This window comes from Arthrobacter ipis, assembly GCF_014694315.1.
GTDB lineage: Bacteria > Actinomycetota > Actinomycetes > Actinomycetales > Micrococcaceae > Arthrobacter > Arthrobacter ipis.
In genome coordinates, this window is record NZ_JAAOXD010000003.1 from 433,519 (window position 1) to 456,263 (window position 22,745).

General features: G+C 66.4%; 24 protein-coding genes, 1 tRNA gene and 1 pseudogene. 11 read left to right on the top strand and 15 right to left on the bottom strand.

The annotated features are described in order from the left end of the window. Nucleotides 1-21: 21 nt before the first annotated feature. Complete coding sequence (locus G9E11_RS09040; RefSeq protein ID WP_190604908.1) at nucleotides 22-1,008, bottom strand: LysR substrate-binding domain-containing protein; 987 nt, start codon at nucleotides 1,006-1,008, stop codon at nucleotides 22-24. Between the two features lie 90 nt (nucleotides 1,009-1,098). On the opposite strand from G9E11_RS09040, the gene G9E11_RS09045 reads away from it, so the two are divergent. Further along, nucleotides 1,099-2,379, top strand: coding sequence for an MFS transporter (locus G9E11_RS09045; RefSeq protein ID WP_246468832.1), 1,281 nt, complete (start codon nucleotides 1,099-1,101; stop codon nucleotides 2,377-2,379). 118 nt (nucleotides 2,380-2,497) lie between these two features. Further along, on the top strand, nucleotides 2,498-3,007 hold the full coding sequence (locus tag G9E11_RS09050; RefSeq protein ID WP_190604910.1) for an Lrp/AsnC family transcriptional regulator: 510 nt from the start codon (nucleotides 2,498-2,500) through the stop codon (nucleotides 3,005-3,007). 48 nt (nucleotides 3,008-3,055) lie between these two features. Here the strand turns inward: G9E11_RS09050 and G9E11_RS09055 are convergent, their stop codons facing one another. The 3 genes from G9E11_RS09055 to G9E11_RS09065 form a co-directional block, all read right to left on the bottom strand. Further along, a complete protein-coding gene (locus G9E11_RS09055) occupies nucleotides 3,056-3,292 on the bottom strand; it encodes a 2-nitropropane dioxygenase (protein WP_190604913.1) in 237 nt (78 codons plus the stop codon). Further along, complete coding sequence (locus G9E11_RS09060; RefSeq protein WP_190604915.1) at nucleotides 3,289-4,017, bottom strand: ArsR/SmtB family transcription factor; 729 nt, start codon at nucleotides 4,015-4,017, stop codon at nucleotides 3,289-3,291. The genes G9E11_RS09055 and G9E11_RS09060 overlap by 4 nt, the downstream gene beginning before the upstream one ends. A gap of 134 nt (nucleotides 4,018-4,151) precedes the next feature. After that, nucleotides 4,152-5,387, bottom strand: a complete 1,236-nt coding sequence (locus G9E11_RS09065; RefSeq protein ID WP_190604917.1) for an MFS transporter — start codon at nucleotides 5,385-5,387, stop codon at nucleotides 4,152-4,154. 156 nt (nucleotides 5,388-5,543) lie between these two features. Here G9E11_RS09065 and G9E11_RS09070 point away from each other — a divergent pair, with 156 nt between their 5' ends. The 6 genes from G9E11_RS09070 to G9E11_RS09095 all read left to right on the top strand — a co-directional run bounded on the left by G9E11_RS09070 (nucleotide 5,544) and on the right by G9E11_RS09095 (nucleotide 9,463). Next, nucleotides 5,544-6,050: an Lrp/AsnC family transcriptional regulator gene (locus G9E11_RS09070; protein WP_190604919.1), complete on the top strand. Its 507-nt coding sequence runs from the start codon at nucleotides 5,544-5,546 to the stop codon at nucleotides 6,048-6,050. A gap of 9 nt (nucleotides 6,051-6,059) precedes the next feature. Beyond that, entirely contained in the window at nucleotides 6,060-6,485 is a 426-nt protein-coding gene (locus G9E11_RS09075; protein WP_190604921.1) for a DUF1761 domain-containing protein, read from the top strand. 25 nt (nucleotides 6,486-6,510) lie between these two features. Then, nucleotides 6,511-7,506, top strand: a complete 996-nt coding sequence (gene corA / locus G9E11_RS09080; protein ID WP_190604923.1) for a magnesium/cobalt transporter CorA — start codon at nucleotides 6,511-6,513, stop codon at nucleotides 7,504-7,506. After that, complete coding sequence (gene zapE, locus G9E11_RS09085) at nucleotides 7,506-8,012, top strand: AFG1/ZapE family ATPase (protein WP_190604925.1); 507 nt, start codon at nucleotides 7,506-7,508, stop codon at nucleotides 8,010-8,012. Before corA ends, zapE begins: the two co-directional genes overlap by 1 nt. 75 nt (nucleotides 8,013-8,087) lie before the next feature. Next, nucleotides 8,088-8,429: a hypothetical protein gene (locus tag G9E11_RS09090; protein ID WP_102973772.1), complete on the top strand. Its 342-nt coding sequence runs from the start codon at nucleotides 8,088-8,090 to the stop codon at nucleotides 8,427-8,429. Between the two features lie 632 nt (nucleotides 8,430-9,061). Beyond that, nucleotides 9,062-9,463 (top strand): Hpt domain-containing protein, encoded by a 402-nt coding sequence (locus G9E11_RS09095; protein WP_190604927.1) that lies wholly within the window; start codon nucleotides 9,062-9,064, stop codon nucleotides 9,461-9,463. A gap of 357 nt (nucleotides 9,464-9,820) precedes the next feature. On the opposite strand, the gene G9E11_RS21070 is transcribed toward G9E11_RS09095, so the two are convergent. The 8 genes and pseudogenes from G9E11_RS21070 to galU all read right to left on the bottom strand — a co-directional run bounded on the left by G9E11_RS21070 (nucleotide 9,821) and on the right by galU (nucleotide 14,430). After that, a complete protein-coding gene (locus tag G9E11_RS21070) occupies nucleotides 9,821-10,060 on the bottom strand; it encodes a HipA domain-containing protein (protein WP_246468834.1) in 240 nt (79 codons plus the stop codon). A 100-nt stretch (nucleotides 10,061-10,160) separates the two neighbouring features. Beyond that, a pseudogene (locus tag G9E11_RS21075) lies at nucleotides 10,161-10,337 on the bottom strand (HipA N-terminal domain-containing protein); the annotation flags it as partial. Nucleotides 10,338-10,430: 93 nt separating this feature from the next. Further along, nucleotides 10,431-10,628: a helix-turn-helix transcriptional regulator gene (locus G9E11_RS09105; protein WP_190604929.1), complete on the bottom strand. Its 198-nt coding sequence runs from the start codon at nucleotides 10,626-10,628 to the stop codon at nucleotides 10,431-10,433. Between the two features lie 203 nt (nucleotides 10,629-10,831). Beyond that, nucleotides 10,832-10,904, bottom strand: a tRNA-Ala gene (locus G9E11_RS09110). A gap of 44 nt (nucleotides 10,905-10,948) precedes the next feature. Next, entirely contained in the window at nucleotides 10,949-11,749 is an 801-nt protein-coding gene (locus G9E11_RS09115) for an SDR family oxidoreductase (RefSeq protein WP_190604930.1), read from the bottom strand. A 33-nt stretch (nucleotides 11,750-11,782) separates the two neighbouring features. Continuing rightward, entirely contained in the window at nucleotides 11,783-12,772 is a 990-nt protein-coding gene (locus G9E11_RS09120; RefSeq protein ID WP_190604932.1) for a hypothetical protein, read from the bottom strand. A 126-nt stretch (nucleotides 12,773-12,898) separates the two neighbouring features. Continuing rightward, a complete protein-coding gene (locus G9E11_RS09125; RefSeq protein ID WP_190604933.1) occupies nucleotides 12,899-13,519 on the bottom strand; it encodes a GNAT family N-acetyltransferase in 621 nt (206 codons plus the stop codon). 5 nt (nucleotides 13,520-13,524) lie between these two features. Beyond that, nucleotides 13,525-14,430 carry a UTP--glucose-1-phosphate uridylyltransferase GalU gene (gene galU / locus G9E11_RS09130; protein WP_190604935.1) on the bottom strand — a complete coding sequence of 302 codons (906 nt, stop codon included), beginning with the start codon at nucleotides 14,428-14,430 and terminating at the stop codon, nucleotides 13,525-13,527. Nucleotides 14,431-14,517: 87 nt separating this feature from the next. Here galU and G9E11_RS09135 point away from each other — a divergent pair, with 87 nt between their 5' ends. The 3 genes from G9E11_RS09135 to cpaB all read left to right on the top strand — a co-directional run bounded on the left by G9E11_RS09135 (nucleotide 14,518) and on the right by cpaB (nucleotide 16,517). Further along, entirely contained in the window at nucleotides 14,518-15,129 is a 612-nt protein-coding gene (locus tag G9E11_RS09135; protein ID WP_190604938.1) for a 5-formyltetrahydrofolate cyclo-ligase, read from the top strand. Nucleotides 15,130-15,275: 146 nt separating this feature from the next. Beyond that, complete coding sequence (locus G9E11_RS09140; protein WP_102973764.1) at nucleotides 15,276-15,563, top strand: FmdB family zinc ribbon protein; 288 nt, start codon at nucleotides 15,276-15,278, stop codon at nucleotides 15,561-15,563. 360 nt (nucleotides 15,564-15,923) lie between these two features. Then, entirely contained in the window at nucleotides 15,924-16,517 is a 594-nt protein-coding gene (gene cpaB / locus G9E11_RS09145; RefSeq protein WP_246468880.1) for a Flp pilus assembly protein CpaB, read from the top strand. Between the two features lie 72 nt (nucleotides 16,518-16,589). On the opposite strand, the gene G9E11_RS09150 is transcribed toward cpaB, so the two are convergent. From G9E11_RS09150 to guaA, 3 genes are all read right to left on the bottom strand, one after another. Then, the gene (locus G9E11_RS09150; protein ID WP_190604942.1) at nucleotides 16,590-16,823 is read right to left on the bottom strand and encodes a hypothetical protein; all 234 of its coding nucleotides are present in this window, start codon (nucleotides 16,821-16,823) and stop codon (nucleotides 16,590-16,592) included. Continuing rightward, the gene (locus G9E11_RS09155) at nucleotides 16,820-20,950 is read right to left on the bottom strand and encodes an AAA family ATPase (protein ID WP_194717991.1); all 4,131 of its coding nucleotides are present in this window, start codon (nucleotides 20,948-20,950) and stop codon (nucleotides 16,820-16,822) included. The genes G9E11_RS09150 and G9E11_RS09155 overlap by 4 nt, the downstream gene beginning before the upstream one ends. Before the next feature lie 158 nt (nucleotides 20,951-21,108). After that, nucleotides 21,109-22,698 carry a glutamine-hydrolyzing GMP synthase gene (gene guaA / locus G9E11_RS09160; protein WP_190604946.1) on the bottom strand — a complete coding sequence of 530 codons (1,590 nt, stop codon included), beginning with the start codon at nucleotides 22,696-22,698 and terminating at the stop codon, nucleotides 21,109-21,111. Nucleotides 22,699-22,745: the final 47 nt, after the last annotated feature.

The following is a 22,745-nucleotide window of genomic DNA, read 5'->3' on the forward strand; positions in this document are numbered from 1 at the left end:
CCCCTGCGCCAGGGAGTCCGGTCAGGCGCCTGAGCGGGCCCGGACCAGCCCCGCCAGCAGCCCGGGCCCCTCCTCCAGCACAAGCTCCCGGAAGAGCCTGACGGCGTCGGGCTCGCTCTCCCGCACGCTGCGGCGCTCCCGCCAGGCCAGACCGATCTCGCGGTACGCCAGTTCAGATTCCAGCGCAACTTCGACCCAGCGCAGGTCGCCGGTGTCCGCCGTAACGCCGAGGCCCGGCCCGCTGCCTCCCTCCGGGGGGAGGATGCTCACACCCAGCCCGGCGGACACCAGACCCCGCGCGGTGTGTGAATCCTGGCTTTCAAAGGCGATCCGCGGCCTGAAGCCCGCCTCCCTGAACAGGGCATCCGTAAGTGAGCGCAGCCCGTAGCCGGATCCGAGCGCCACGAACTGGTCTTTCCAGATCTCGGCCATGGCCACCGACTTCCGGTCCGCCAGCGGGTGCCGGTGGTGCAGCACGAGCCGCAGCGGTTCCCGGTACAGCGCGGCTGAGCCGATGGTCCTGCTGGCTGGCGCCACGGGTGCGGTCAGCGCGAGATCCGCGGCGCCGGAGGAGAGTTCCGCCAGGCAGCTGTCGCGGGAGCCCTGGTGGAGATGGAACTCCGTCTGCGGATAGCGGCTCCGGAATGCGCTGATGAGCAGCGGCAGCGTCGCCTCGCCGAACGTGTGCTGAAAGGTCACGGCGACCCGGCCGCGCACCACCTCCGATTCATGCCGGACGAGGTCCAGACCGGCACGGAACTCGGCGAGCGCCGATTCCACGTAGGGCAGCAACGTCGTGGCGGCAGGTGTCAGCCGGACTCCCCTTCCGTCCCTGACCAGCAGCTCGGTTCCCACCACGGCGCTGGCGCGCGCCAGCGCACGGCTGACCGTCGACTGCGGAACGCCGAGCAGCTCGGCGGTTTCGGTGATGTGCTGCGTCCGCCCAAGCTCCGCCAGCAGCGGCAGAATCGGAAGCAGCTGCACCAGCTGCCTGTGCTCGACATCCATTGCCTTCCTCCGTCATTCAATCCGTTTCAGCATGAATTACCAATGAATCATGCATTGGATACTAGGTCAGCATAGATCTACGCTGAAGGCATGCCAATGCCCCACCAGCACGCCCCCGGAAGCCTGCAGTGGAACGGGCACCCGAAGGGTTCACAGGCCTACGGCAGGATCCTGGCCGGCCTCGCGTTCGCCGGCGTGGCCACCTTCGCGCAGCTCTATTCCACCCAGGCCGTGCTCCCCGTAATGGCCGCCGAGCTTCGGGTGACCGCGGCTGAAGCCGCGCTGACCATTTCGCTGGCCACCGTCGGCCTCGCCGTCACCGTCATCCCCTGGTCGTTCCTCGCGGACCGGATCGGGCGAGTGAAGGCCATGACCTGGGGAATCTGCCTGGCCACGGCGCTGGGCCTGCTGGTGCCGCTGGCCACGTCCTTCCCCGTCCTGCTGGGCCTCCGGATGCTGGAGGGCATGGCGTTGGGTGGCATTCCTGCCATCGCCATCGCCTACCTCAACGAGGAAATCGACCGGGCACACGCCGCCGTGGCCGCGGGCAGCTACGTCGCGGGCACCACACTGGGCGGCCTGGCGGGAAGGCTCGTCGCCGGACCAGCAGGGGAATTATGGGGATGGCGCGCCGCCGCGCTCGCGGTCTCCATCCTGGCCACCGTGGCCGCCGTGCTCTTCCTGGTCCTGATCCCCAAGGCCCGCGGCTTCAGCCCGGCCCGGGGCACAGGCCTTCGCGGTGCGGCCAGGACCCTGTCCGGCCATCTGGCCAACCCGAGGCTGCTGGCACTTTACGTGCAGGCTTTCCTGCTGATGGGCGGCTTCGTGGCTGTCTACAACTATCTCGGGTTCCGGCTCTCCGGCGAACCGTTCAGCCTCCCCGCCACGCTCATCAGCTTCATCTTCCTGGCCTACCTGTCGGGCACTGCGACCTCGCGCTGGGCCGGAGCCCTGACGCAGCGCTTCGGCCGGCGCACGGTGCTGCTGGCCGGCATTGCGGTCATGGCGGCGGGCCTGGCCCTCACCCTCACCCAGGTATTGGCCCTAATATTGGCCGGGCTCGTCATCTTCACCGGCGGCTTCTTCGCGGCCCACAGCATCGGCGCGGGCTGGACCGGAGCGATTGCCCAGACAGGCCGGGCACAGGCGGCATCGCTGTACAACCTCGCGTACTACCTCGGCTCCAGCATCCTGGGCTGGGCAGGAGGACTGTTGTTCCAGTCGCTCGGCTGGCAGGCGCTGGCTGCTGCCGTCATCATTCTGGGGTGTACGACGGCGGTGATCACCGCCGTCGTACACCCCACCTCCGGGCGGCAGCGGCGGCAGCAGCAGCGGCTACCGCAGGATGAGGCGAGCCTGCAGCATCCCTGAATAATGCGCCGCCCAACGGGGCACGAAACCTGCAGATGTTCGGGCGTGCCGCCCGCAGGTGAATGTCTTGGCAACATTCGCGCCGCTAAGATGAACGGAGAACACTTCAGGAGGATCCGTGAGCAGCAACGCGAAGAATATTCGCCCGGCGGCGGGGCACGAACCCCTCGACGCTATCGACGAGCGGCTGCTGGCGGCCCTCGTGGACGACGCCCGGATATCCAACAAGCAACTGGCTGAACTGGTGGGCATCGCCCCCTCAACCGCCCTCATGCGCACCCGCGCGCTCTCGGACCGGGGCATCATCCAGGGGTTTGAGGCGAAACTGAGCCTTTCCGCGATTGGCCGGTCAGTGCAGGCCCTCATCGCCGTCCGGCTCCGCGCCCACGACCGGGAGCAGATCGACCGGTTCACCTCCAGGGTCCCCAAGCTGCCTGCCGTGCTGTCGACTTTCCATACGTCGGGCTCGGTTGACTATCTGCTGCACATCGCCGTCGCCACCACCGAGGACCTGCGGGACTGGGTTCTGGACAACCTCGCAACCGACCCCGTGGTGGGCCACACCGAAACCACGCTGGTGTTTGAGCACATGCCAGGCAACCACGGGCCGCTGCCGGACGAGGACTGAGCCGGCACCGGGACTGAGCCCTCACCGGGACAGCCCGTCCGATGCTGCCTAGCGGCGCGAAGGCAGCAGGCCCGAGTGGGCTGCGCCGAGAACGTCGCCGCGGAGAAGGCTCAGTTCATCCCGGCGCCGCGCGGCGTCCCGCTGCAACCGGACGGCTTCCTCCGGAACAGCCCGGCGCCGCTCTGCCCATTCCACCAGGCCGGCGCCGATACGGACGGCCACGGCTTCCAGCACGGAGGCACGGCGGTAGCCGGGGATGGACTGGTTGACCGACAGAGCACTCATGGCTCTTTCCTTTCGGGGCTCATTGACTGTTGGGTGGTGATGGATTCCGCTTTGGCGGTGTGCTCTGCGGGCTGCGCTTTACGCTGGCCTCGGCTGCCGGCGGACGCGGGGACACCGAGGATGGGGAAGGCGTTGAAGTGGATCTGGACCGGCCGGGCGCCTTCCTGCTCATCTTCACTCCGGATCTCCTCCAGGAGGCGGTAGGAGTAGGCGTCCATCGCCCGTGTATAGGCGGCCAACTGCTCTTCGTTCATCCGCACGTTGGCGGTGCTGACGATGGCCGCTTCCAGCCACCCGCGGTCCAGGGTGTCCGCCCCGTGGGCCATGAAATCGGCCAGCACGGCCTGGCGGCGGTGTTCAAACTCCCGGTTGACCAGCCGCGACGCTTCCTGGGTGGCAGGAGAACTGGCAAGCTCAGGTGACGAGACCTCAATGGCGCCGCGCGGCCGCTCCCACCACCGCTCACGTGCCGTGCCTTTTCCCTCCACTTCCCGAACGAAGTCGTGCTTGGCTAGCTGGCGCAGGTGATAGCTCGTGGAACCGCTGGACTCCCCCAGCAGCTCGCCGAGGCTGCACGCCGTCTGTGCCCCGTAGCGGGACAGCATCTCCAGGATCTGGACGCGCAGCGGATGCGCAAGGGCCTTGAGGGAGGCCGGGTCCATCTTCCGGACGGGGTACGGCAAATCCTGCAGGTCGGCGGTTTCAGTGTTCGGCTTAGTGGCCATATGGCAAGGTTACTTTTGCAAATGTTTCTTTGCAATGATTATTTTGCAATCATTTCTTTGCAACTGTCTCTTTGCAGTCCTCGCGTACGACGGCGGTGCTCCCGCCGCTGCTACCGGCGGAAGCTGCGGCGCTGCTACCGGCGTAGGCTGTGGTGCCAGGTGATCGCGGCCAGCAGTCCCGCCGCGCAGGCGCACGCAGTCACGAATCCGGCGACGGCCGCGTCGAGGCCGTAGGTCGCCGTCGCGAGCCCCAGCCCCACCACCGGCACGGCACTTCCGAGGTAGGTGATCACATACACGGTGCTGACGATCTGTGCATGCCGGGACGCCTCCACCTTGCCCGCCACGTCATTGAAGACCGTCCGGAAAGCGACGCCCTGCCCGGCGCCTGCGGCCAGGCTCGCAGCAACCAGCAGCCACGGGTTGCCGGCGGCAGCCGCCGCAGCGAGGAGCGCCACCGCGCCGCCCAGCACCGCCAGCCCCGCCGGCACTGCGAACCTGCTGCGGACGGCGATCAGCTGGCTCAGGGCGGAAGCGCCCAGGGTGAGCCCGGCCAGCAGGCCGATCAGTGGCCGCGAATCGGTGCCGAGAATCTTCGCGAAGTAACTTGGCGCGAGGGACAGGCAGAAGCCGAAAACGGCAAAGCTGAGGAAGCCGACGGCCGCGGCCAGCCAGAATGCCCCACGGGCCTCCCGGGACACCGTCGGCCGGCGCGGCGCCAGGGCCTTCAGCGGGCGGGGGCCGGCAGCAGGTTTGATGGCGGGACGGGCGCGCAGCAGGTACAGCGGAATCAGCAGGGCGGCCAGGACGAGCGAATGGATGAGATACGGCGCGGTGGTGGCGCCGGGCAGGAGGGACAGAATCCCGCCGATGGCGGGTCCCGCCGCCACTCCCCCCGCCGAGGCCAGCAGCGTGAAACGGGAGGCCCACTCCGGGCGCTCCGGCAGCAGCTCGCGCAGTGCTGCCGAGCTGGCCCCCGTGGCCAGTGCAACGGCAACGCCCTGCAGTGCCCGGCCGCCGCACAGCCCGGCAAGAGTGTCCGCGTTCGCAAAGAGCAGGCCACCAGCGAGCCCCGTCAGCACGGCAAGGAGGAGGGCCGCACGGCGCCCGATGTGGTCGGACCAGTGCCCGGCGAGCATGAGCGTTGCCACGAGCGCCAGGACGTAAGCGGCGAACGCGACGGTGATGCCCAGGGAACTGATGCCGAGCCGCGCCTGCAGCAGCGGGTACAGCGGGGTCGCCAGGTTTGCTCCCACCAGGAGAGTGAAAATGACGACGCCGGCCATGGCCAGCCGTGAGGTGGTGGACGCATCCCAGCCCCAGCGGGTAGCTGAAGCCGGACGCATTCGAAGTTCGCTAAAGACGGTCATGCCTGTGCCCTTGCCTGTGTGTCCATGGAACCGGCCCCTTGTGGGGGCTGCTCGTATGGATGGAATCTTGGTACCTAAAGAATGCGGCAGGAGTGCGTACCCGGTACGTCGTTCTGTGGGAATATTGGGCAAAACCATCAATCTTGGGCTGGATTAATGAACCGGAGTGACGTTTTGAACACCTTGGACCCCACGGATCTGAAGATCCTGCTCGAGCTGATCCGCGACCCACGCGTCCAGATCGGCGAGCTGAGCGAAAAACTCGGCATTGCGAGGAACACTGCCCAGTCCCGCGTGCGCCGGATGCTGCGCTCTGGCATCCTGCACGACGGCGGCCGGGAGATCGACCTCGAGGCGGTGGGATACGACGTCGTCGCCTTTGTGACGATTGAAGTGACCCACCGGGAGCTCGACGGCGTGATCGCCGCGTTGCGGCTGATACCCCAGGTCCTCGAAGTGCACGAGATCTCCGGCCGGGGCGATGTCTGGTGCCGGGTGGTGGCCACGGACACGCAGAATCTCCAGGCCGCGCTGCGCTCGATCCTGCGTATCAAGGGTGTGATCCGCACCGAAACCGTGCTGGCCCTCCACACGCACATCCCGTACCGGACCGAGCCGCTGATCAGCCGCCTCGTGCAGTCTGCGGGGACTCAGTCGGAATAGGATTCGAGGATGGATTGGCTCTCTTACTTCTTTCAGGTCAACTGGCTTGCGGTACTTCTTGCTTTCATCGCGAGCATGGCCATCGGCTTCGTCTGGTATTTGCCCGCCGTGCTCGGCAGGCGCTGGATGGAGGCCGTGCGCAAGACGGAAGAGGACCTCAGGAACTCGGAGGGCGGCGCCGCAGTCTGGGTTCCCATGATGGCGGCCGCAGCCCTGACAGCCATCCTCCTCGCAGTGCTGATCAGCAAGCTTGGACTCGACAACGCACCGGCCGGCGGATGGTTCGCTTTTGTGCTCGCAGTGGTGTTCCGGGTGGGAGGCCACGTAATCCACAACGGTTTCGCCGGACGTCCTGTTGCCGTGACGCTCATCGACTCCGGCCATGATGTCCTCGCTGTGACCGCAGCGGGAGTGATCATCGGCGCGATGTCCTGACCCAACAGACGGAGACCTGCAGACTGTGACCATCATTGACAACGCCGTCTACGTCGACGGGGTCCGTACCGCGGAGCCTGAAAACCTGGAGCAAACGTTTGAGACGCTCGACAGCCATGGCGGCATGGCCTGGATAGGCCTGTACCGTCCCTCGAAAGCCGAAATGGCCGCCGTCGCCGAGGAGTTCGGGCTGCACGACCTGGCCGTCGAGGACGCCATCTCGGCCCACCAACGGCCAAAGCTGGAGCGCTACGGCGACAGCCTCTTCACTGTTCTGCGGCCGGCCCGGTACCGCGACGACACAGAAACCGTGGAATTCGGCGAGCTCCATATTTTCGTTGGAAGGAACTTCGTGGTGACCGTCCGGCATGCGGAGATGTCCGGTGTGGGACAGGTACGCCGCCGCCTGGAGTCGCGGCCGGACCTTCTGCGCCACGGACCGCCGGCAGTGCTGTACGGGCTCCTGGACCAGGTGGTGGACGATTACGCTCCGGTGGTGGCCGGGCTGGAGAACGACATCGACGAAATCGAAGACCAGCTCTTCTCCGGCGACTCCGCGGTGTCCCGCCGCATCTATGAACTCGCGCGCGAGGTCATCCAGTTCCAGCGGGCCATCCATCCGCTGCCGGCCATCATGCAGCAGCTCAACGAGGGATTTGACGACTTCGCAGCCGACGCTGAGCTCCAGCACAATCTTCGGGACGTCGAGGACCACGTGGAGCGCGTAATTTCGCGGGCCGATTCCTTCCGTGACCTCCTGCAGAACGCGTTGACCCTGGACGGCACGCTCACGGCCAACCGGCAGAACGAGGCCAGCGCACAGCAGAACGAGCAGGTAAAGAAGATCTCGTCCTGGGCGGCCATCTTCTTCGCCCCGTCCTTTGTGGCCGGCGTGTACGGCATGAACTTTGACCATATGCCGGAGCTGCACTGGGCCTACGGCTATCCCATGGCCATGCTGCTGATGGCCGCCACCGCCGCGCTGATGTATCTCATCTTCAAGCGGAAGGGCTGGCTCTAGTGGCCGGTTTTGATCAGGGTCTGGTCATCACGCCCGGCACGGAACGGCAGCTGGGCGCCTACGGGCTGTTCCGGCCCTCCGCTTCCCAGCGGGACGTCCTGGCGCTGCCCACCGGTCCGCTGCCAGTCAAGGGTGCGGACCCGGACATCCTGTGGGCCAGCTTCGCCGAGCTGTGCGGCGGGGGCCGGGCGACGGCGGACTATGTTCTGCTGGCCGGAAGGTTTCCCGCGTGGGTGGTGGACGGCATCCCTTCGCCTTCGGCGGAGTCCGCAGCCGACCCGGCCGACTGGCAGCGGTTCATGGCGTTGCTGGACGTCCTCCACGAGCGCGACATCACTCCGTTCCTCATCGCCCCGGCCCCGCTTGGCCATCCGCTTGATGCGCCGCAGGGCAACGCTCCTGATGAACTTGCCGCCGTCCTGTCACGCATCGCAGAGCGGCTCTCCGAGCTTCGCCGGATCGAGTCGGACGAACAGTTGGCGGATGAACAGTCCGGCGGCTGCTAGCAACAGCCGTGACCCGTCCGTCCGTAGCCGGTTGCGTCTGCTTACAATCGATTGACATCAACTACTGAGGGAAACATGAAGAAACTCACCACCGCCCTGCTTGCCGCCGGGTTCGTCCTCTCCGCTTCCGCCTGCGCCGCACCGCAGCTCACCACCGCACAGACGTGCGACCGGATCCGGACGGTTGTCTCGAATCCTGCGAACTCCGTCGGCAAGACCGGCATGACCCGCCTGGCCAACCAGATCCGTCCCATCGAGGCAGTGTCCTCGGACGAGCTGCGGCCCGCGCTGCAGGCCATCCTTGAATACACGGACGAGTCCGCGAAGGAAACCCCGGACGAGGCGAAGCTCACCGGCCTGAAGACCGGCTACGAGCAGGCCGGCAGCACCTACAGCAGGTTCTGCGGCGGCCAGTAGCCCGCATCCTCTGACACGTCTGGCGGCCACGGGCAGGGCACCAATCCTGCCCGTGGCCGCTTTTCGCGCTGGCAAAACAGGCGCCCTGCGCTCACGAGGGGCAGACGCGAGTTTCGTCCCGCGCTTCATTAGCCGGGATTCGTCAAGACAGTCTCCCGAATGGTCTGGAGCACGACAGTCATGACGGCTGCCTGGAAGCAGTGCTCTTCGGCCCATCTCTTCATGAGGGCGATACTAGGCGAAGCTTGGGAAAACCTCGGGCATACGGCCTCCAACCCCCCACGCAGGGGGTGAAAACGAAGCCCGACTATCAGGTAGCACCCGCATTTCATAATGCGCAGGCCGCAGACTGTTCCTGTCCCTGAAGCTAAAGGTCGCCGCGAACCGTTGCTTCAGAACGCCGGGTCCGGAATGCATTCCCCCGATGTACCCCGGACCCGGCGGACAATCACATGAGGCGGCCAAGGGGCCGCTGGAGCTTGCTGCCTGCGGGGCCGAACGCCGCTCCCTTGATTAATGCCGGTGAACTCTTGATCCGAACCTGCGATGACGGTGGCAGGTTCTTGAGCTGCGTCCGGCACCATTTCATTGAGAATCGCAGGACGGCGTGGACAACTGGATGAGGTGGCTGCATGGCGGAGGACCCGGACGCGGGCCAGGACCTTCCGGTCCTGGATGACGCGGCGCTGCAGGACCTCAGAGACGAAGCCGGCGAGGACGCGGCGCAGAAGTTCATGGAGGAGTACCTGGTGATGCTCCCCGTGCGGGCCGCCAAAATCTTCAAGGGCCTCACCCGCGGCGATACCGAGACGACCCTGGAGGCGATCATCAGCCTGAGGGTCAGCTCCGGGATGGCCGGCGCGCGGCGCCTTGAATCCTACTGCGGCAGTCTCGAGAGCGCACTGAAGCACGGCCATACTCCTGACATGACAGCAGTGAAGGCCGTGCTGTTCGCGAACATCCGCCAGGTAGTCCGTGAAGCGTCCCGGCGCGGCCACCTCCCGCCCAAATCCCACGGTTCCGCAGAGTCGTGACTTTCTACCGCACCGCCGTCACGGGACCAACTCGGCACGGCGCCTGGCCCTCAGCCCTCGACCCGGCCCGCAACCGTGAGGGCCATGGTGTCATCGCCATACAGCAGTGTGCAGGGGATGTCGTAGACCGGCGAAACCACCCACCCCCCGCGGCCACCCAGGACCGCCACATATTTCGCGTGCAGGTCCCCGCTCCCATGAGCCAGGCGAAGAGGAACTGAAGGTACAGGTTCCGCACTGCCACAGGCCTGGCCCCGCAAAGCCCCGCCAAGGCAAGCACCGCCTCCTCGGAGCTGATGACATATTTGGACGCCCGTGGAAGGTTCAAGACCTGCGCTGCGTCCTCCAGCGGCAACCTCAGCGGGCCGCCGCTCCGCCGACGCGGTCGAAGCGTTCAACGAGGAGCCCGGGCAGGCCTGTCCGGTCCCCCACCACGGTGTGCGCGGCGACGGGTATCTTCAGCGTCCGCGCCCCTGCCAGATGCGCAGCCTCGTTGACCACCAGATGCTGGTGAAGAGGCGGGTCCAGCTTCAGCAGGTACCGCCGGCCGGCCAGTGCCGTGAAGTCCAGGTCCTCGGGCCTGGACGTATCGGCCATGGGCACCGGTTCTACGGGAGGCTCCCCCGCCGGGAACCACCTGGACATCGCGCGGGACGTCGGCAGCGATAGAGACCAGCAGGCTGAGTTCGTCGGCCAGGCTCGTCTTGACCGCATCCTTGAGCACGGTCAGGCGATGGCCTTCGGGCAGGAGGCCGGCGAAGAAGGCCGGCAGGGCCCCGTTCGGCGACTCTACCGGTTCAGGGGCGAAGGCAAGGGAGCTGGCCACCGGGCTGCCCCCGGACGCAGGATAATCCGGGGTGTATGCAAAAACCACACTGCCGTGGTCGGTGCGGTCCAGCCGCCCTCCCAGGACACCGGACTTCTAGACGTCGGCGCTCCGGACGAATCAGCCGCCGGAGCTCCTCACTCATCCAGCCCTGACGTGCAGTCCGACGGCGTTCGCTGCCGCGGTCACCGTCCCCAGTGACGGATTGCCGGTCCCGTTTTCGATGGCGTGGACCGTGCGCGAGGAGGTGCCTATTAAGTCCGCCAGCGAGCCCTGCGTGATGCCGGCAGCCTTCCGGGCCTGAATGATGCTCGCCCCAATGCTCTTGATGTCATCCATAGGCCGGCCATTCGAAATATATTGCTGATAATGCGTTGATCACTCCCAATTTGCCTCACTTGAGGTTCATCAGCGATATATTTCTGATCTGGCCTTCATTGGCAGCGCTTGGGAGACCGACGACGGAAATCGGTAATATCTTCCCTACATCCTGCACCACGACCCAACAAAAACACCCCGGTCCGAAGACCGGGGTGCAGCTGTGGAGCTAAGGGGATTCGAACCCCTGACCTCTTCGATGCGAACGAAGCGCTCTACCAACTGAGCTATAACCCCGTGGCGCCGTTTCCCGGAGGAACTCCAACGCCGGTTTCCCTAGGCTACAAATTTTCCTGCCGGTTTGCCAACCAGGCCTCAAATGTCACGTGTCCGTAACGCTGTTCGGGCGCCAGGTTCTTTCCCGCGCGCAGAAACTTGCCTGCCGATCCAGGCAGCGGCAGTTCGGTCACCAGGCCCTTGGCTCCGGTTATCCGCTTCCAGGCGCCGGCCAGCGAGCCCATGCCCAGCACCTCGGGGCCTCCGACTGTCTGCACCGCGTGGGAATCACCTGACGGGGGTCCCAGCGCAGTTTCCAGCAGCGCCGACGCCACGTCGGCCGGCGAGATCGTCTGGAACCGGGCACCCTTGATCACCGGCACCAGGCCAAGCCGGGAACCCGCAGCGAAAATCCCCGCCACCAGGCTGTGGAACTGCGTTGCCCGCACCGTGTGGGTTTCGAGAGGCGATCTCTCGTACACGCGCTCCTTGTCCGCCTTGGACCGGTAATACGCGAGGGTGCTCTGGTCGCAGTTGACGATGGAAAGCTGCACGGCCCGGGCCACGCCCGCCGCGGCGGCTTCGCCCAGCAGCAGGGCGCCGCCGACTGCATAGTGCCTGAGTGCCTTGCCGGTCCGCGCTTCGAGGCAATCGACGACGGCTTCGGCGCCCGCCAGCGCTTCCGGCAACCCTTCTCCGGTGGTGACGTCCGCACGGAAGTAGGAGGCGCCGTCGTAATACTCCCGGGCACCCGGTAGCGGCGGGTTCCGGGTCAAAACGGCGACGGCGTGCCCCAGGCCAAGTGCCTGGCGCACCACTTCACGGCCGGCCTCGCCCGTGCCGCCGGCAACGCAGATGCGGACCACTACTGTGACGCCTGATGCTGCCCGGACGCCCGGCTACGCGCGCCGGCGCTGCAGGACGTCATCAAGGTTGCTCAGCGCGCTCTGGGCCTTGGTCAGCGGCTTAGCGGGCGTGGCATTCGGGGAGGCTACAGGAGGCGCGGCGGCCGGACCCTGCTTGAGTGAAGGCTTGCCCGCGGACTTCGGAGCCTCGGGTAGCGCCAGCGGCTCGGGCGCCGGACGCTCGGCTTTGGGCGCTTCGATGTATGTCGGCTTGGGAACTTCCACCGGCTCCCAGCTGGATTCAGGCGGGGCCGCTGGCCCCTGCACCGGGGCAGCGGCGCTTTCATCGCCGGCCGCAAGGGCAACCGCCAGTGCAGCCTCGCGAAGTTCGCCTGCGGTGAGGGGCTTGGGCTGCGCCGCTTCCGCCTCGGCATCGAAGAGTGCGCTTTCACGGGGCTTCTCGGGCTCCCCAGGAGGTGCCGCCTCCGCTAGCCGCTCGGCGACTGGCGCCCGGCGGTGCGTCAGGTCGGAGGGCGAGCCCATAGCTGCCCTGAAGGCAGCGCTGACTTTCCTGCGCCGGTCATGGACGGCTAGCCGCCGCAAAACCACGACGGCGGCAACACCGGTCAGGAGGGCCACAACCGGAACCCAGGGGTTGCCAATCGCGAAGAGACGCAAGAGACCGGCAATGATCGCCGTCAGAAAGGACAGCAGCCCAACGAACGCGATTGCCGTCCGCCCGTACCGGATCCGAAAAGCGCCGGTCCCCTTGGTGGAAGGCCTGCCGCCGGACGGAGCCGGGGTAAGGCCTGTTGCTGGTTCGCTGCTCTTCCTGGTGTCCATGCGTTTCTCCTGCTGGGCGGCCATATACACAACCGTCCCGGCTTGCGGGTTTGCAGTTTCGGCGTCGACGCTCTCCAGCGTCAGGTCACCGGCCGTCTGGAACTGGTGCCGGCCGTTGCGGAGCACGTAAGGGGCAACCCAAACGATCCAGAGCGCAACAGCAGCCACAAGGATGACTGAGCTGCTAAGGGGGAAGTCCACACACAAAACCGTATGAGGAATGTTAGGGCTCTTGTGGCATTCGTCTCGGTGTGTCGCGACCGAGCTTCAAATCAATGGACTTATGCGTGGAACCCGGTTCTGACCAGCGGCTCTGCCGATCTGCGGTCAAGCGGGCCTGACCCGCAGCCAGCGGCTGAGCAGTCCTTCGGGAATTTCCTCTGACGTCAGTGCGAACGAGCGGTGGTCGGCCCATTCCCCGTTGATGTGCAGGTAACGCGGGCGGTAGCCCTCGTCCCTGAATCCGAGCTTTTCCACGACGCGCAGGCTTGGACCGTTTTCCGGACGGATGTTGATTTCCATTCGGTGCAGGCCAAGGGTCCGGAAACAATGGTCGGTTGCCATTGCCACCGCTGTCGGAGCGATCCCATGTCCAGCCCGGGCCTGGTCCACCCAGTAGCCGAGGGTCGCCATCAGGGCGGATCCCCACACGATGGAGGAGACGGTCAGCTGCCCCACGATGACCGGGTCACGGAATCCGGGTGTCCACTCCGCGATCACAAACGGCAGCGCCGTGGCCTGGGCCGCCTGGTTGTTCAGGGACCTGACCATCTGCCGGTAATCGGGCAGTGCCCCGCCCGGGATCGGGTTGGAGGCCTCCCAGGGCGCCAGCCAGTCGCTGTTGCGCGAACGGACCTCGGTCCATTCCTTCCGGTCCCGGTACCTGATGGGCCGCAGGACAATGTCCCCGCACTCCAGCGTGACCGGCCAGATGTGGCTGACCCTCATGAAGGTTACTCGGACAAACGGGCGGCAACCTGGGGAAGCCACTCACGCAGACCAGGCCCGAGGTCGTCGCTGTCGATGGCGAGCTCCACACAGGCCTTGAGGTAGCTGAGCTTGTCCCCGGTGTCGTAACGGCGGCCACGGAAGACCACGCCGTACACGCCGCCGCCTTCACCGTCCCTGCTGGCCAGTTCCTGCAGGGCGTCAGTCAGCTGGATTTCGCCGCCGCGGCCGGGTTCGGTCTTTTCCAGCACATCGAAGACATCGGGGTGGAGCACGTAGCGGCCGATGACGGCCAGGTTGGAGGGCGCGTCGGCGACGTCCGGCTTCTCCACCAGCTTGTTGATCTTGACGAAGCCTTCGCCTTCAATATCAGAGATGTCCGCACACCCATAGGCACTGATCTGGGACGGTTCCACCTCGATAAGGGCCACGACCGAACCGCCGGTCTTCGCCTGCACGTCGATCATGATGCTGAGGAGATCATCGCGGGCATCGATGAGGTCGTCGCCGAGGAGAACGGCAAACGGCTCATGGCCCACGTGCTGGCGTGCACGCAACACCGCGTGGCCAAGGCCCTTCGGATCACCCTGGCGGACGTAGTGGATGTCACCCAGGTTGCTTGCGGCCTGGATCGACTCCAGCTTGGCGGTGTCGCCCTTGGCCTCCAGCGTTGCTTCCAGGGTTGGAACGCGGTCGAAGTGGTCCTCGAGCGCGCGCTTGTTGCGGCCGGTGATCATCAGGACGTCGCTCAGGCCTACCTTGACGGCTTCCTCGACGACGTACTGGATGGCCGGTTTGTCGACCACCGGCAGCATCTCCTTGGGCATGGCCTTGGTGGCAGGCAGGAACCTGGTGCCGAGCCCAGCAGCGGGGATTACGGCCTTGCGGACTGAACAATTAGTGGAAGTCACTGGTCTAATCTATCCGAGGGAACATTCATACGGTAAATGCTTCCGGCAGCGGCCGGCCGCCTGCCGCTGCGACAAAGGAAGACACCCATGCCAACAGGGACCATGCCTTCGAAGGACGCTATCCGCTCCCGGCACCGGCAACTCCGGGCAACGATGACGGCCGCGGACCTCGCAAACGCCGGTGACGGCATCGCCTCCCATGGCCTGCCCTGGGCCGAGGCTGTCGCCGCGGGCAACCCGGCGACGTTCACCGCCTACCTCGGCGTCGATTTCGAACCGCCAACCCTTCCGCTTCTGCACGCCCTGCATGAGGCTGGCCACAGTATCCTGCTCCCGGTCTGCGAGCCTGACCGCGAGCTCAGCTGGGTCTTCTGGACGCCGGACAGCGAGTTCGTCCGCAGCCGGTATGCGCCCATTCAGGAGCCGGCCGGTGAGCGCCACGGCCTGGACACGGTTCGGACTGCGGCCGGGATGTTCATGCCGGCCACGGCCGTGGACCGCAGCGGCAACAGGATCGGACAGGGCGGTGGCTACTACGACAAGTTCCTGGCTGCAGCCAACGCCGGCGGCCTGCACCTTCCGAAGGCCGCTATCATCTACGACGCCGAGCTCCTTCCCGCACAGACCATTCCGGCTGAAGACTTCGACCGCCCCGTCGAGGCAGTGCTCACGCCCTCCGGGCTGGTAGCCTTCGCGTGACCTCGCCGGGGCGGGGTGATAGAATTGGCACTCAGGCCCTGCGACTGCTAATGGAGTCATTTCCGCCGCGGTGATCCGTCAAGGAGAACCCGGCAATGAAGCCAGGCAGCACGGGACCTGTCGTTTGTCCAAGAGGAGGATCTACAGTGCCCACGTATGCCTATGCCTGCAAAGATTGCAGCCATGCCTTCGACATCGTGCAGTCTTTCACCGACAGCACTCTGACGTCCTGCCCCGAATGCCAGGGCACGCTTCGTAAGAAGTTCAACAGCGTCGGCGTGGTCTTCAAGGGCTCCGGCTTTTACCGGACTGATTCGCGCGATTCCAAGGGAAGCACGGTCTCACCCTCCCCCGCTGCGTCAGCCCCGGCTGCCCCCGCCGCCACCTCATCGTCTGCATCATCCGCTGCCCCGGCAGCTGCAGCCGCGAGCTAGGCGAGTTCCCGCGGCACGTGCCGCCTTCAAACTACGAGAGTCCGGCCGGGTTTACCCGGCCGGACTCTTGCTTCGCACGGGTACTCCTTGGGCCTCAGGTGTCCGTTCATCCTTGCAGGGCAGTCCTTAAATGCGTTTGGGGCTGGCTTATCCACATAAGGCTTCCGGTGCCTGTCGGCGGCCAGCGGGTGCCCGTAGCGTGGCGGCATGCCAGCTACCGGAATTTTCCCCGCAAGGGCATCCCGCCCGGCCGTCCGTCCAGGGCGCCGCAACGCACTGCCCGGTTCCGCCGCCCGTCCGCGCCGGCGCGGACGGCGCTTTGCGGGATGGCTGAACCGTAACAGGCGCCTTGCCGTGGCAATGCTCCTCTGCGCGGCCGCGGGGATCGCAGTTCACCAGCTGACTCCTGCCCCTGCCCATACCGTAAGCGTCCTGGCCGCTGCCCGTGACCTTCCGGCCGGAGCCAACCTTAACGGGAGTGATGTAAGGAGCGTCAGCGTACCGCCGGCCGTGATGCCGGACGGGACTTTCGCTGACAGCTCCGGGTTGGACGGCAAACAACTGGCAGCGCCGCTCCGCAAGGGCCAGCTCCTTACCGATGCGCAGTTGGTGGGTCCAGGCCTGCTGACGGGAGCGCCACCCGGGTCCGCTGCGGTGCCGCTGCGGATGGCAGACCCGTCATCCATCCAGCTGGTATCCCCCGGACAACTCGTGAACGTGGTCCTGACAAGCGGCAACGGCTATGAGCAGGCATCAGCCTCGAAGGTACTCGCCAAGTCAGTGCCGGTCCTGTGGACCTCCGGTCAGGAAGGCCAAAGCGGCCAGTGGCTTGCTGCCGGGGATTCGGACGGCCTGCTTGTTGTGGCCGCCACCCCTGCCCAGGCCAGTGCCCTGGCAGGGGCGTCAACCCAGGGAAAGCTGTTTTTCGTTCTGGTGGGATCCGGCGCCCGGTGAGCCCGCGTGAGCGCATCCTCGGCCCCAGGCGCCTTGGCTCCGCGCGAACCCCGCCGTGTGTTGACCGGTTACTCAGCCCCAGTGCGGGGGCTTCTGCTCCTTCAGCCAATCGTCGTGGTCATTGCCGGATTCGGCGTCGCCCCAGGTGCGCGGATCGTCCTCGGCAGCCCTCTTGGGAACGACACCTGTCCGCTGCTGCGCGCCGGTTTTGGCGCGGCGCGCCTTTGCGGCCTTCTCCCCTGCCGCGGCCTGCTCATCATTGCGCTCGGTTCGGTCTTTGTGTTCGGCCCCGCCGTCGGATGTCACAGCGGGCCCTCCTTCCGTTCCGTGGCCGGCCCGTCCGGGCTGGCCTCAGCACCGAAGCCTACTCCGGCGCCCGCGGCGTCGGAATCGGAAAGGTCGTGATCCGTTTGATCAACGTTCGTTTCATCAGCGTTCGCTTGGTAAACGTCCGCCTGATCGGTGCCGGTCTGATCAATCTCAATTTGGCCAATGTCAGTCTGATCAGCGTCCCGCTCGTTCGCATCATCGTCACGGGTCAGCTCGTCGCCGAAACGGTCATCCGGGTTCTCGTACGCGGTCTCCTGTCCCGGCTGCTCGAGGTCACCCACCGCGAGGGTACTGACGTCGTCATCCAGGAAGAATCCCGGTGCGCCAACCGAGCGCACCGAAGGCGAAGGCTTCTCGAGTCCGAGGTATCCTCCGATCCTGTCTGCGCACGCCGAGGGATCGGTGAAGACCTCGATGGTCCACAGCGGCATGTACCGCCATCCGAGCCGCTCCAGCAACTGGGGGCGCAGCCGGCTGCGTTCCCGGACTGTCATCTGCCGGTACTGCTCGGTGCCGTCCGATTCTATGGCTACCGGCCGCGGAATGTCGGCGTCGTCCTGGCCCATGGTGCTGAGCGGATCCGCCGCCGCCACCACATCGATGGCGCCGTCGTACTGGTGCCATACGCGGGCACCGCGGGCCCGCAGCCGGTCGCCGAGATCAGCAACCAGAGGATCGGCCCCCAGCGCCTGTTCACTTGCCGCTGCCCGGGAGGCAGGGGTCCCCAGATCGGTGTTGCCGGAGATCTCACGGTCCAGAAGTTCGAAGAGGTCGACGGCGCCGTGGGCCAGCCGCGTCCGGTCAAGGTCCTCCGGCTTGAAGCACGTCAGGACGTGCAGCGACTGCCGTGCCCGGGTCATGGCCAGGGCGAACTTGGCCCGGCCCCCCTCGGCGGAAAGCGGACCGAAGCTGTGCAGGGCCCGGCCGTGCGGCGTCCGCCCGTAGCCCGGCGAGAAGATTACACGGTCGCGCACCAGCCCCTGGGCGCGTTCCAGGTCCACAACCCTGAAGGATTCTTCACCTGCCGTGAAGAATCCGGACAGTGAGGGATGGTTGGGCAGCTGCAGCCGGATGGACTCGCCGATGCGTGCCGCGTGCCGGAGGCTTGCGGTCACCACAGCCAGCGAGGTCCGCGGCCGGAGCCGTGCGTGTTCGAACACGAGTTCAACCACCCGGTTGACCTCGGCCACCACCGATTCGACGCCCTCATGGTCCGCGCTGGGCAGGCCGGTGCCGTCGGGCAGATACTCGACCGTCAGAGCACGGTCCAGCCCGGTTGCCGACTGGCCCTCCGGCAGGCGGCGGAGGCCACCGTCGTAGAAGTTCTTGCTCAGCTGCAGCACCAGGTCCTCGTCCACCGCGCGGTAGACAGAGCGCAGCGGCGCCGTCGGGAGCACCGCCGAAAGTGCGGTGAACGCGCTTTCGACACTCTGGTGCGACTGTTCGCCAGCGGCGAGCCGTTCCACTGCGACCGTGAAGGTCCGGGGGCTGGCGATCCTGTCATCGCCGAAGGCGATCACCTGCCGGGCGCGGGCGACGGCGGGAAGCACCGCCTGCAGCGACGTCGCCTCGGCGTCCAGGATCACTACGGCGTCAAACTTCTGCTCGGCCGGGAGGAGTCCGGTCATGAGGTAAGGGCTGACCGACCAGACGGGCACCAGCATGGGAACCAGCCCGGGCGCCTGCGCCGTCAGCGCAGCCAGCGTGACGCGCCCGTCCTTGAGCAGGCTTCGGAGCAGGTCCGCCTGGCGGGCGTGCTCCTCGATGCCCGCGCGCCAGCGCCCGGCCAGCTTCCATCGCAGCCGTCCCGCGCCGCTGGCGATGTGCGCGTTGTCTGCGAGCCGGTACTCCGCCTCAAGCTGGCGCAGCGCGTCGCCGTCGGACATGGCAAGGTAGTCGTCTCCGCTGATCATCGCTTCGAGCGCCGACTGCCACCAGGCCAGGTCAAGTTCGGCAGCGACAGACCCGGCCCCGACCTCGCGTTCCGAGAGATCCGCCAGCAGCTCCCCCAGCCCGTGCTCGCGCATGTTCTCGATGAGCAGCGTGCGCTCGGGCAAGGTCTGCAGCGTCTGCGTGTCCGCGACCAGCCGTTCCAGTCGCTCCATGAGCTCCGGGTACGGAATGTTTTCAAGCGAACCGCCGGCGGCCGTATGCCGCAGGGCGTCTCCCAGCATCTTCATCTCGCGGGTCAGTCCGCGGTGCATGATGCTGATCTCGGCCAGGCCGGACGGCACCGCCGGATGCCGCTGCGTGGTGGCGTACCCGGCCCACTGGGAACGCTGTTCCTGGACCAGTACCAGCGAACTGTGCAGATCGGCGATATGCACTCCGGGCCGGACGTACTCCTTGGCCACCCGTCGCAGGCGGGACCGCTGCATCGAGGCCATGTCGATGCCTCGCTCCCTGCGCCAGGACGAGGACGCCGTGGCGGAAATCAGGTCGGTCACGGGCCGGTCAAAAATATCGGGGGTGAACTTGTCCAGGCTTTCACGGACGGCCACGAGGAGCTTGAGCTGGGAGCCCCATTCGGCGAAGGTGGTGCCCAGCCGGATTTCTGCGTGGCTGGCCACCTCCTTCATCCGTTCCTGAAGCAGCGGCAGCTTTTTGGCCACCGCACGCGCAAGCTCCTGCGCTTCCTCGGTTTCCTTGCGCGTGACCAGCCGCGCACCGTGCCAGGGGCTGGTGGTCGACGCCCTGCTGAACGCACCGAGTTCGGCGGCGCGCTTCAGACGGCCGGCCAGCTCCTCGCGGTCCCGGATGCTGTCCAGGACGCTGCGCTTCAGGCGGACGGTGGTGGCCGGGGCGGGCTGGATGGAGGTGAGTTCCGCGAGCGACTGCATCGCCTGATAGGGCGAGCAGCCCCACCGCTGGCGGACATTGTGCAGCGACGCAACGTGGTCCAGTAGGGCATGGCGGTGCTCGGTGAGGGTCTTGTGCAGGCCGCCAAGCTGCGGCTCCTGGGCCTTCTCGTTGCGCACAATGGCGCGCACCAACTGGCCTTTGAGCTGCTGCGGTGTTGCATTTCCGGACAACTGGAAAAGGATGGAGTCCAGGCCCAGGCCCTCGAGGCGCCCGGCCACCTCATTAAGGCTGGCACGCCGGTCCCCCACCACCAGGACGGTCTTGCCTTCGTCCACGAGTGCACCGATGGTGTTGATGGCCGTCTGGGTCTGGCCGGTGCCGGGCGGGCTGCTCACCACCAGCGAGTCGCCTGCCCGGACGGCGTCAATCACATACTGCTGGTCGGCGTCGGCGTCGAGGAGCAGCAGCTCTTCCGCCGGGTCCCGCTCGTCCACGCTGGGGAAGCGCCCGGGCTGGAGCGCGGGCACGTCGACGATCTCACCCGACGACGTCTTAGCCAGCGAGGCCACCAGTTCGTTCTGACCGTTGATCCACGGATCGTCGAGGTTCCCGGAAAGGTCCGCGAAGGTCGAGACGAGCAGGTTGTGCTCCACGTCGGCGCCGTGGATCGGCTTGACCAGGGTGCTGATCCGGTCCAGCACTGGCAGGGGGTCGAACCGCGCGGTGCTGTACGCCATCCGTGTCACCGCGTTGACGTCGAACACGATCCCGTGGATGGTTTTCAGGTGACGGATCAGGGCGGGGTTGATGCGTGCCTGTTCCGTGAGCTGCAGTTCGTAGTCATCTTCCCCGGGGCGGATGGTGAGCGACATGGCAGTCAGCATCACCGGCGCCGAGACGCGCTGCGGTTTGCCGCCGACGGCGGAGGTCCACGCCACGGTGCCGGCCGAGAAGTATCCGGCCTCGATGCCGCGGTCATTGGCCAGTTCGAAGATCTTGGAGCGCAGGTTCCGGCAGGCCCGCGCAGCCACGACGTACTGCTGCTGGTCCCGGATCAGGGTGGAAAGCCTTGTGCGGCGCCCGGCCATGAGCTGCGCCAGGCCCGAAGGATGCGCGTGCGTAAGGTCGATGGAACCCTCGGGCGTCTTGGTGAAGCGCAGCATGGTGTCTGCCCCCGTAACGGGCTTGAGCCCGGACAGCCACTTCCTGAGCTCCTCCGAACCCTCGGAGTCGACCTGACCTACTGACACTGCTGCCTTCTTTTCTGTGCTTGCGCGTGACACCTTGGACCATACGGGCATAGTTTCGAGCGTAGCCGGAAACCGCCCCGGTTGAGAGACCGCAACACTGGGACGGCCCAAGTTGCGGCGCATTTCGCACCGCTGCCGGCATGCCGGATGCCATACCGGGGTAAGCAAAATGGCCGGCCTCCCTGAGGAGGCCGGCCATTTCTACAACGCTATTCCCACTCGATGGTTCCCGGCGGCTTGCTGGTGACGTCAAGCACCACCCGGTTGACGCCGTCCACCTCGTTGGTGATCCGGTTGGAGATCCGTGCCAGCAAATCGTACGGAAGCCGCGACCAGTCGGCCGTCATGGCGTCCTCGGAGGAGACGGGGCGCAGCACGATCGGGTGGCCGTACGTGCGGCCGTCGCCCTGGACGCCGACGCTGCGGACGTCCGCCAGCAGCACCACAGGCATCTGCCAGACGTCGTTGTCGAGTCCGGCAGCGGTCAGTTCGGCGCGGGCGATGGCGTCTGCCTTGCGCAGCAGGTCCAGACGTTCCTTGGTGACTTCGCCGACGATGCGGATCCCCAGGCCGGGGCCGGGGAAGGGCTGGCGCCCGACGATTTCCTGCGGCAGGCCGAGCTGGGCACCCACGGCACGCACCTCGTCCTTGAACAGGGCACGCAGCGGCTCGACCAGCTCGAACTGCAGGTCCTCCGGCAGCCCGCCCACGTTGTGGTGGCTCTTGATGTTGGCTGCGCCCTCGCCGCCACCGGATTCGACGACGTCCGGGTACAGGGTGCCCTGCACGAGGAACTTGATCTTTTCGCCATGCGCTGCGGCGTCGGCGATGATGGCACGCTCGGCCTCTTCGAAGGCCCGGATGAACTCACGGCCGATGATCTTGCGCTTGGTTTCGGGGTCGCTGACGCCGGCCAGCGCCGACTGGAAACGCTCCTGCTCGTTGGCCACGTAGAGGTTCACTCCGGTGGCGGCAACGAAGTCGCGCTCCACCTGCTCGGCCTCGCCTTCGCGCAGCAGCCCGTGGTCGACGAAGACACAGGTCAGCTGGTCGCCGACGGCACGCTGGACGAGGGCTGCGGCAACGGCCGAGTCCACGCCGCCGGAGAGGCCGCAGATGACACGGGCATCACCGATTTGCTTGCGGATGCGATCCACCTGCTCCTCGAGGATGTTGCCCGTGGTCCAGTTCGGTTCCAGCTTGGCGCCCTTGAAGAGGAAGTTTTCCAGCACCTGCTGACCGTAGGCGGAGTGCTTCACCTCGGGGTGCCACTGCACGCCGTACAGGCACTTCTCCTCGTTGGCGAATGCGGCAACTTCCGCGCCCGCCGTGGTGGCCAGCACCTCGAAGCCCTCGGGAGCCTCGTGGACGGAGTCGCCGTGGCTCATCCAGGTGTTCTGGTGCTGGGGCATTCCCTCGAGGACGGAACGGCCTTCGCCGAGGATGGTGGTCTGGGTGGAGCCGTACTCCCGCAGGCCGGTCTTGTCGACCTTGCCGCCGAGGGCGTTGGCCATGGCCTGGAAGCCGTAGCAGATGCCGAAGACCGGGACGCCGGCGTCAAAAAGGTCGGCGCCAACGCTCGGGGCGCCGTCCGCGTACACGCTGGCGGGGCCGCCGGAGAGGATGATGGCGGCAGGGTTCTTGGCCAGGAGCTGCTCAGTGCTGTGGGTATGCGGAACCACTTCCGAATACACATTCGCTTCCCGGACGCGGCGGGCAATCAGCTGCGCGTACTGGGCACCGTAGTCAACAACCAGCACCGGCTTCTGGGAAGTCTGGGATGCAGTGGGAGTAGTCACCGTACTAGCCTACTTTGCGCGCTTGCCCCGACGCATCTTGAGCGGGC

Coding starts and splice junctions, on each gene's coding strand:
- G9E11_RS09040 (WP_190604908.1), bottom strand. CDS start 1,008: ATGGATGTCGAGCACAGGCAGCTGGTGCAGCTGCTTCCGATTCTGCCG.
- G9E11_RS09045 (WP_246468832.1), top strand. CDS start 1,099: ATGCCAATGCCCCACCAGCACGCCCCCGGAAGCCTGCAGTGGAACGGG.
- G9E11_RS09055 (WP_190604913.1), bottom strand. CDS start 3,292: ATGAGTGCTCTGTCGGTCAACCAGTCCATCCCCGGCTACCGCCGTGCC.
- G9E11_RS09060 (WP_190604915.1), bottom strand. CDS start 4,017: ATGGCCACTAAGCCGAACACTGAAACCGCCGACCTGCAGGATTTGCCG.
- G9E11_RS09065 (WP_190604917.1), bottom strand. CDS start 5,387: ATGACCGTCTTTAGCGAACTTCGAATGCGTCCGGCTTCAGCTACCCGC.
- G9E11_RS09070 (WP_190604919.1), top strand. CDS start 5,544: ATGAACCGGAGTGACGTTTTGAACACCTTGGACCCCACGGATCTGAAG.
- G9E11_RS09075 (WP_190604921.1), top strand. CDS start 6,060: ATGGATTGGCTCTCTTACTTCTTTCAGGTCAACTGGCTTGCGGTACTT.
- G9E11_RS09090 (WP_102973772.1), top strand. CDS start 8,088: ATGAAGAAACTCACCACCGCCCTGCTTGCCGCCGGGTTCGTCCTCTCC.
- G9E11_RS09095 (WP_190604927.1), top strand. CDS start 9,062: ATGGCGGAGGACCCGGACGCGGGCCAGGACCTTCCGGTCCTGGATGAC.
- G9E11_RS21070 (WP_246468834.1), bottom strand. CDS start 10,060: ATGGCCGATACGTCCAGGCCCGAGGACCTGGACTTCACGGCACTGGCC.
- G9E11_RS09105 (WP_190604929.1), bottom strand. CDS start 10,628: ATGGATGACATCAAGAGCATTGGGGCGAGCATCATTCAGGCCCGGAAG.
- G9E11_RS09125 (WP_190604933.1), bottom strand. CDS start 13,519: ATGAGGGTCAGCCACATCTGGCCGGTCACGCTGGAGTGCGGGGACATT.
- G9E11_RS09135 (WP_190604938.1), top strand. CDS start 14,518: ATGCCAACAGGGACCATGCCTTCGAAGGACGCTATCCGCTCCCGGCAC.
- cpaB (WP_246468880.1), top strand. CDS start 15,924: ATGCTCCTCTGCGCGGCCGCGGGGATCGCAGTTCACCAGCTGACTCCT.
- G9E11_RS09155 (WP_194717991.1), bottom strand. CDS start 20,950: ATGCCCGTATGGTCCAAGGTGTCACGCGCAAGCACAGAAAAGAAGGCA.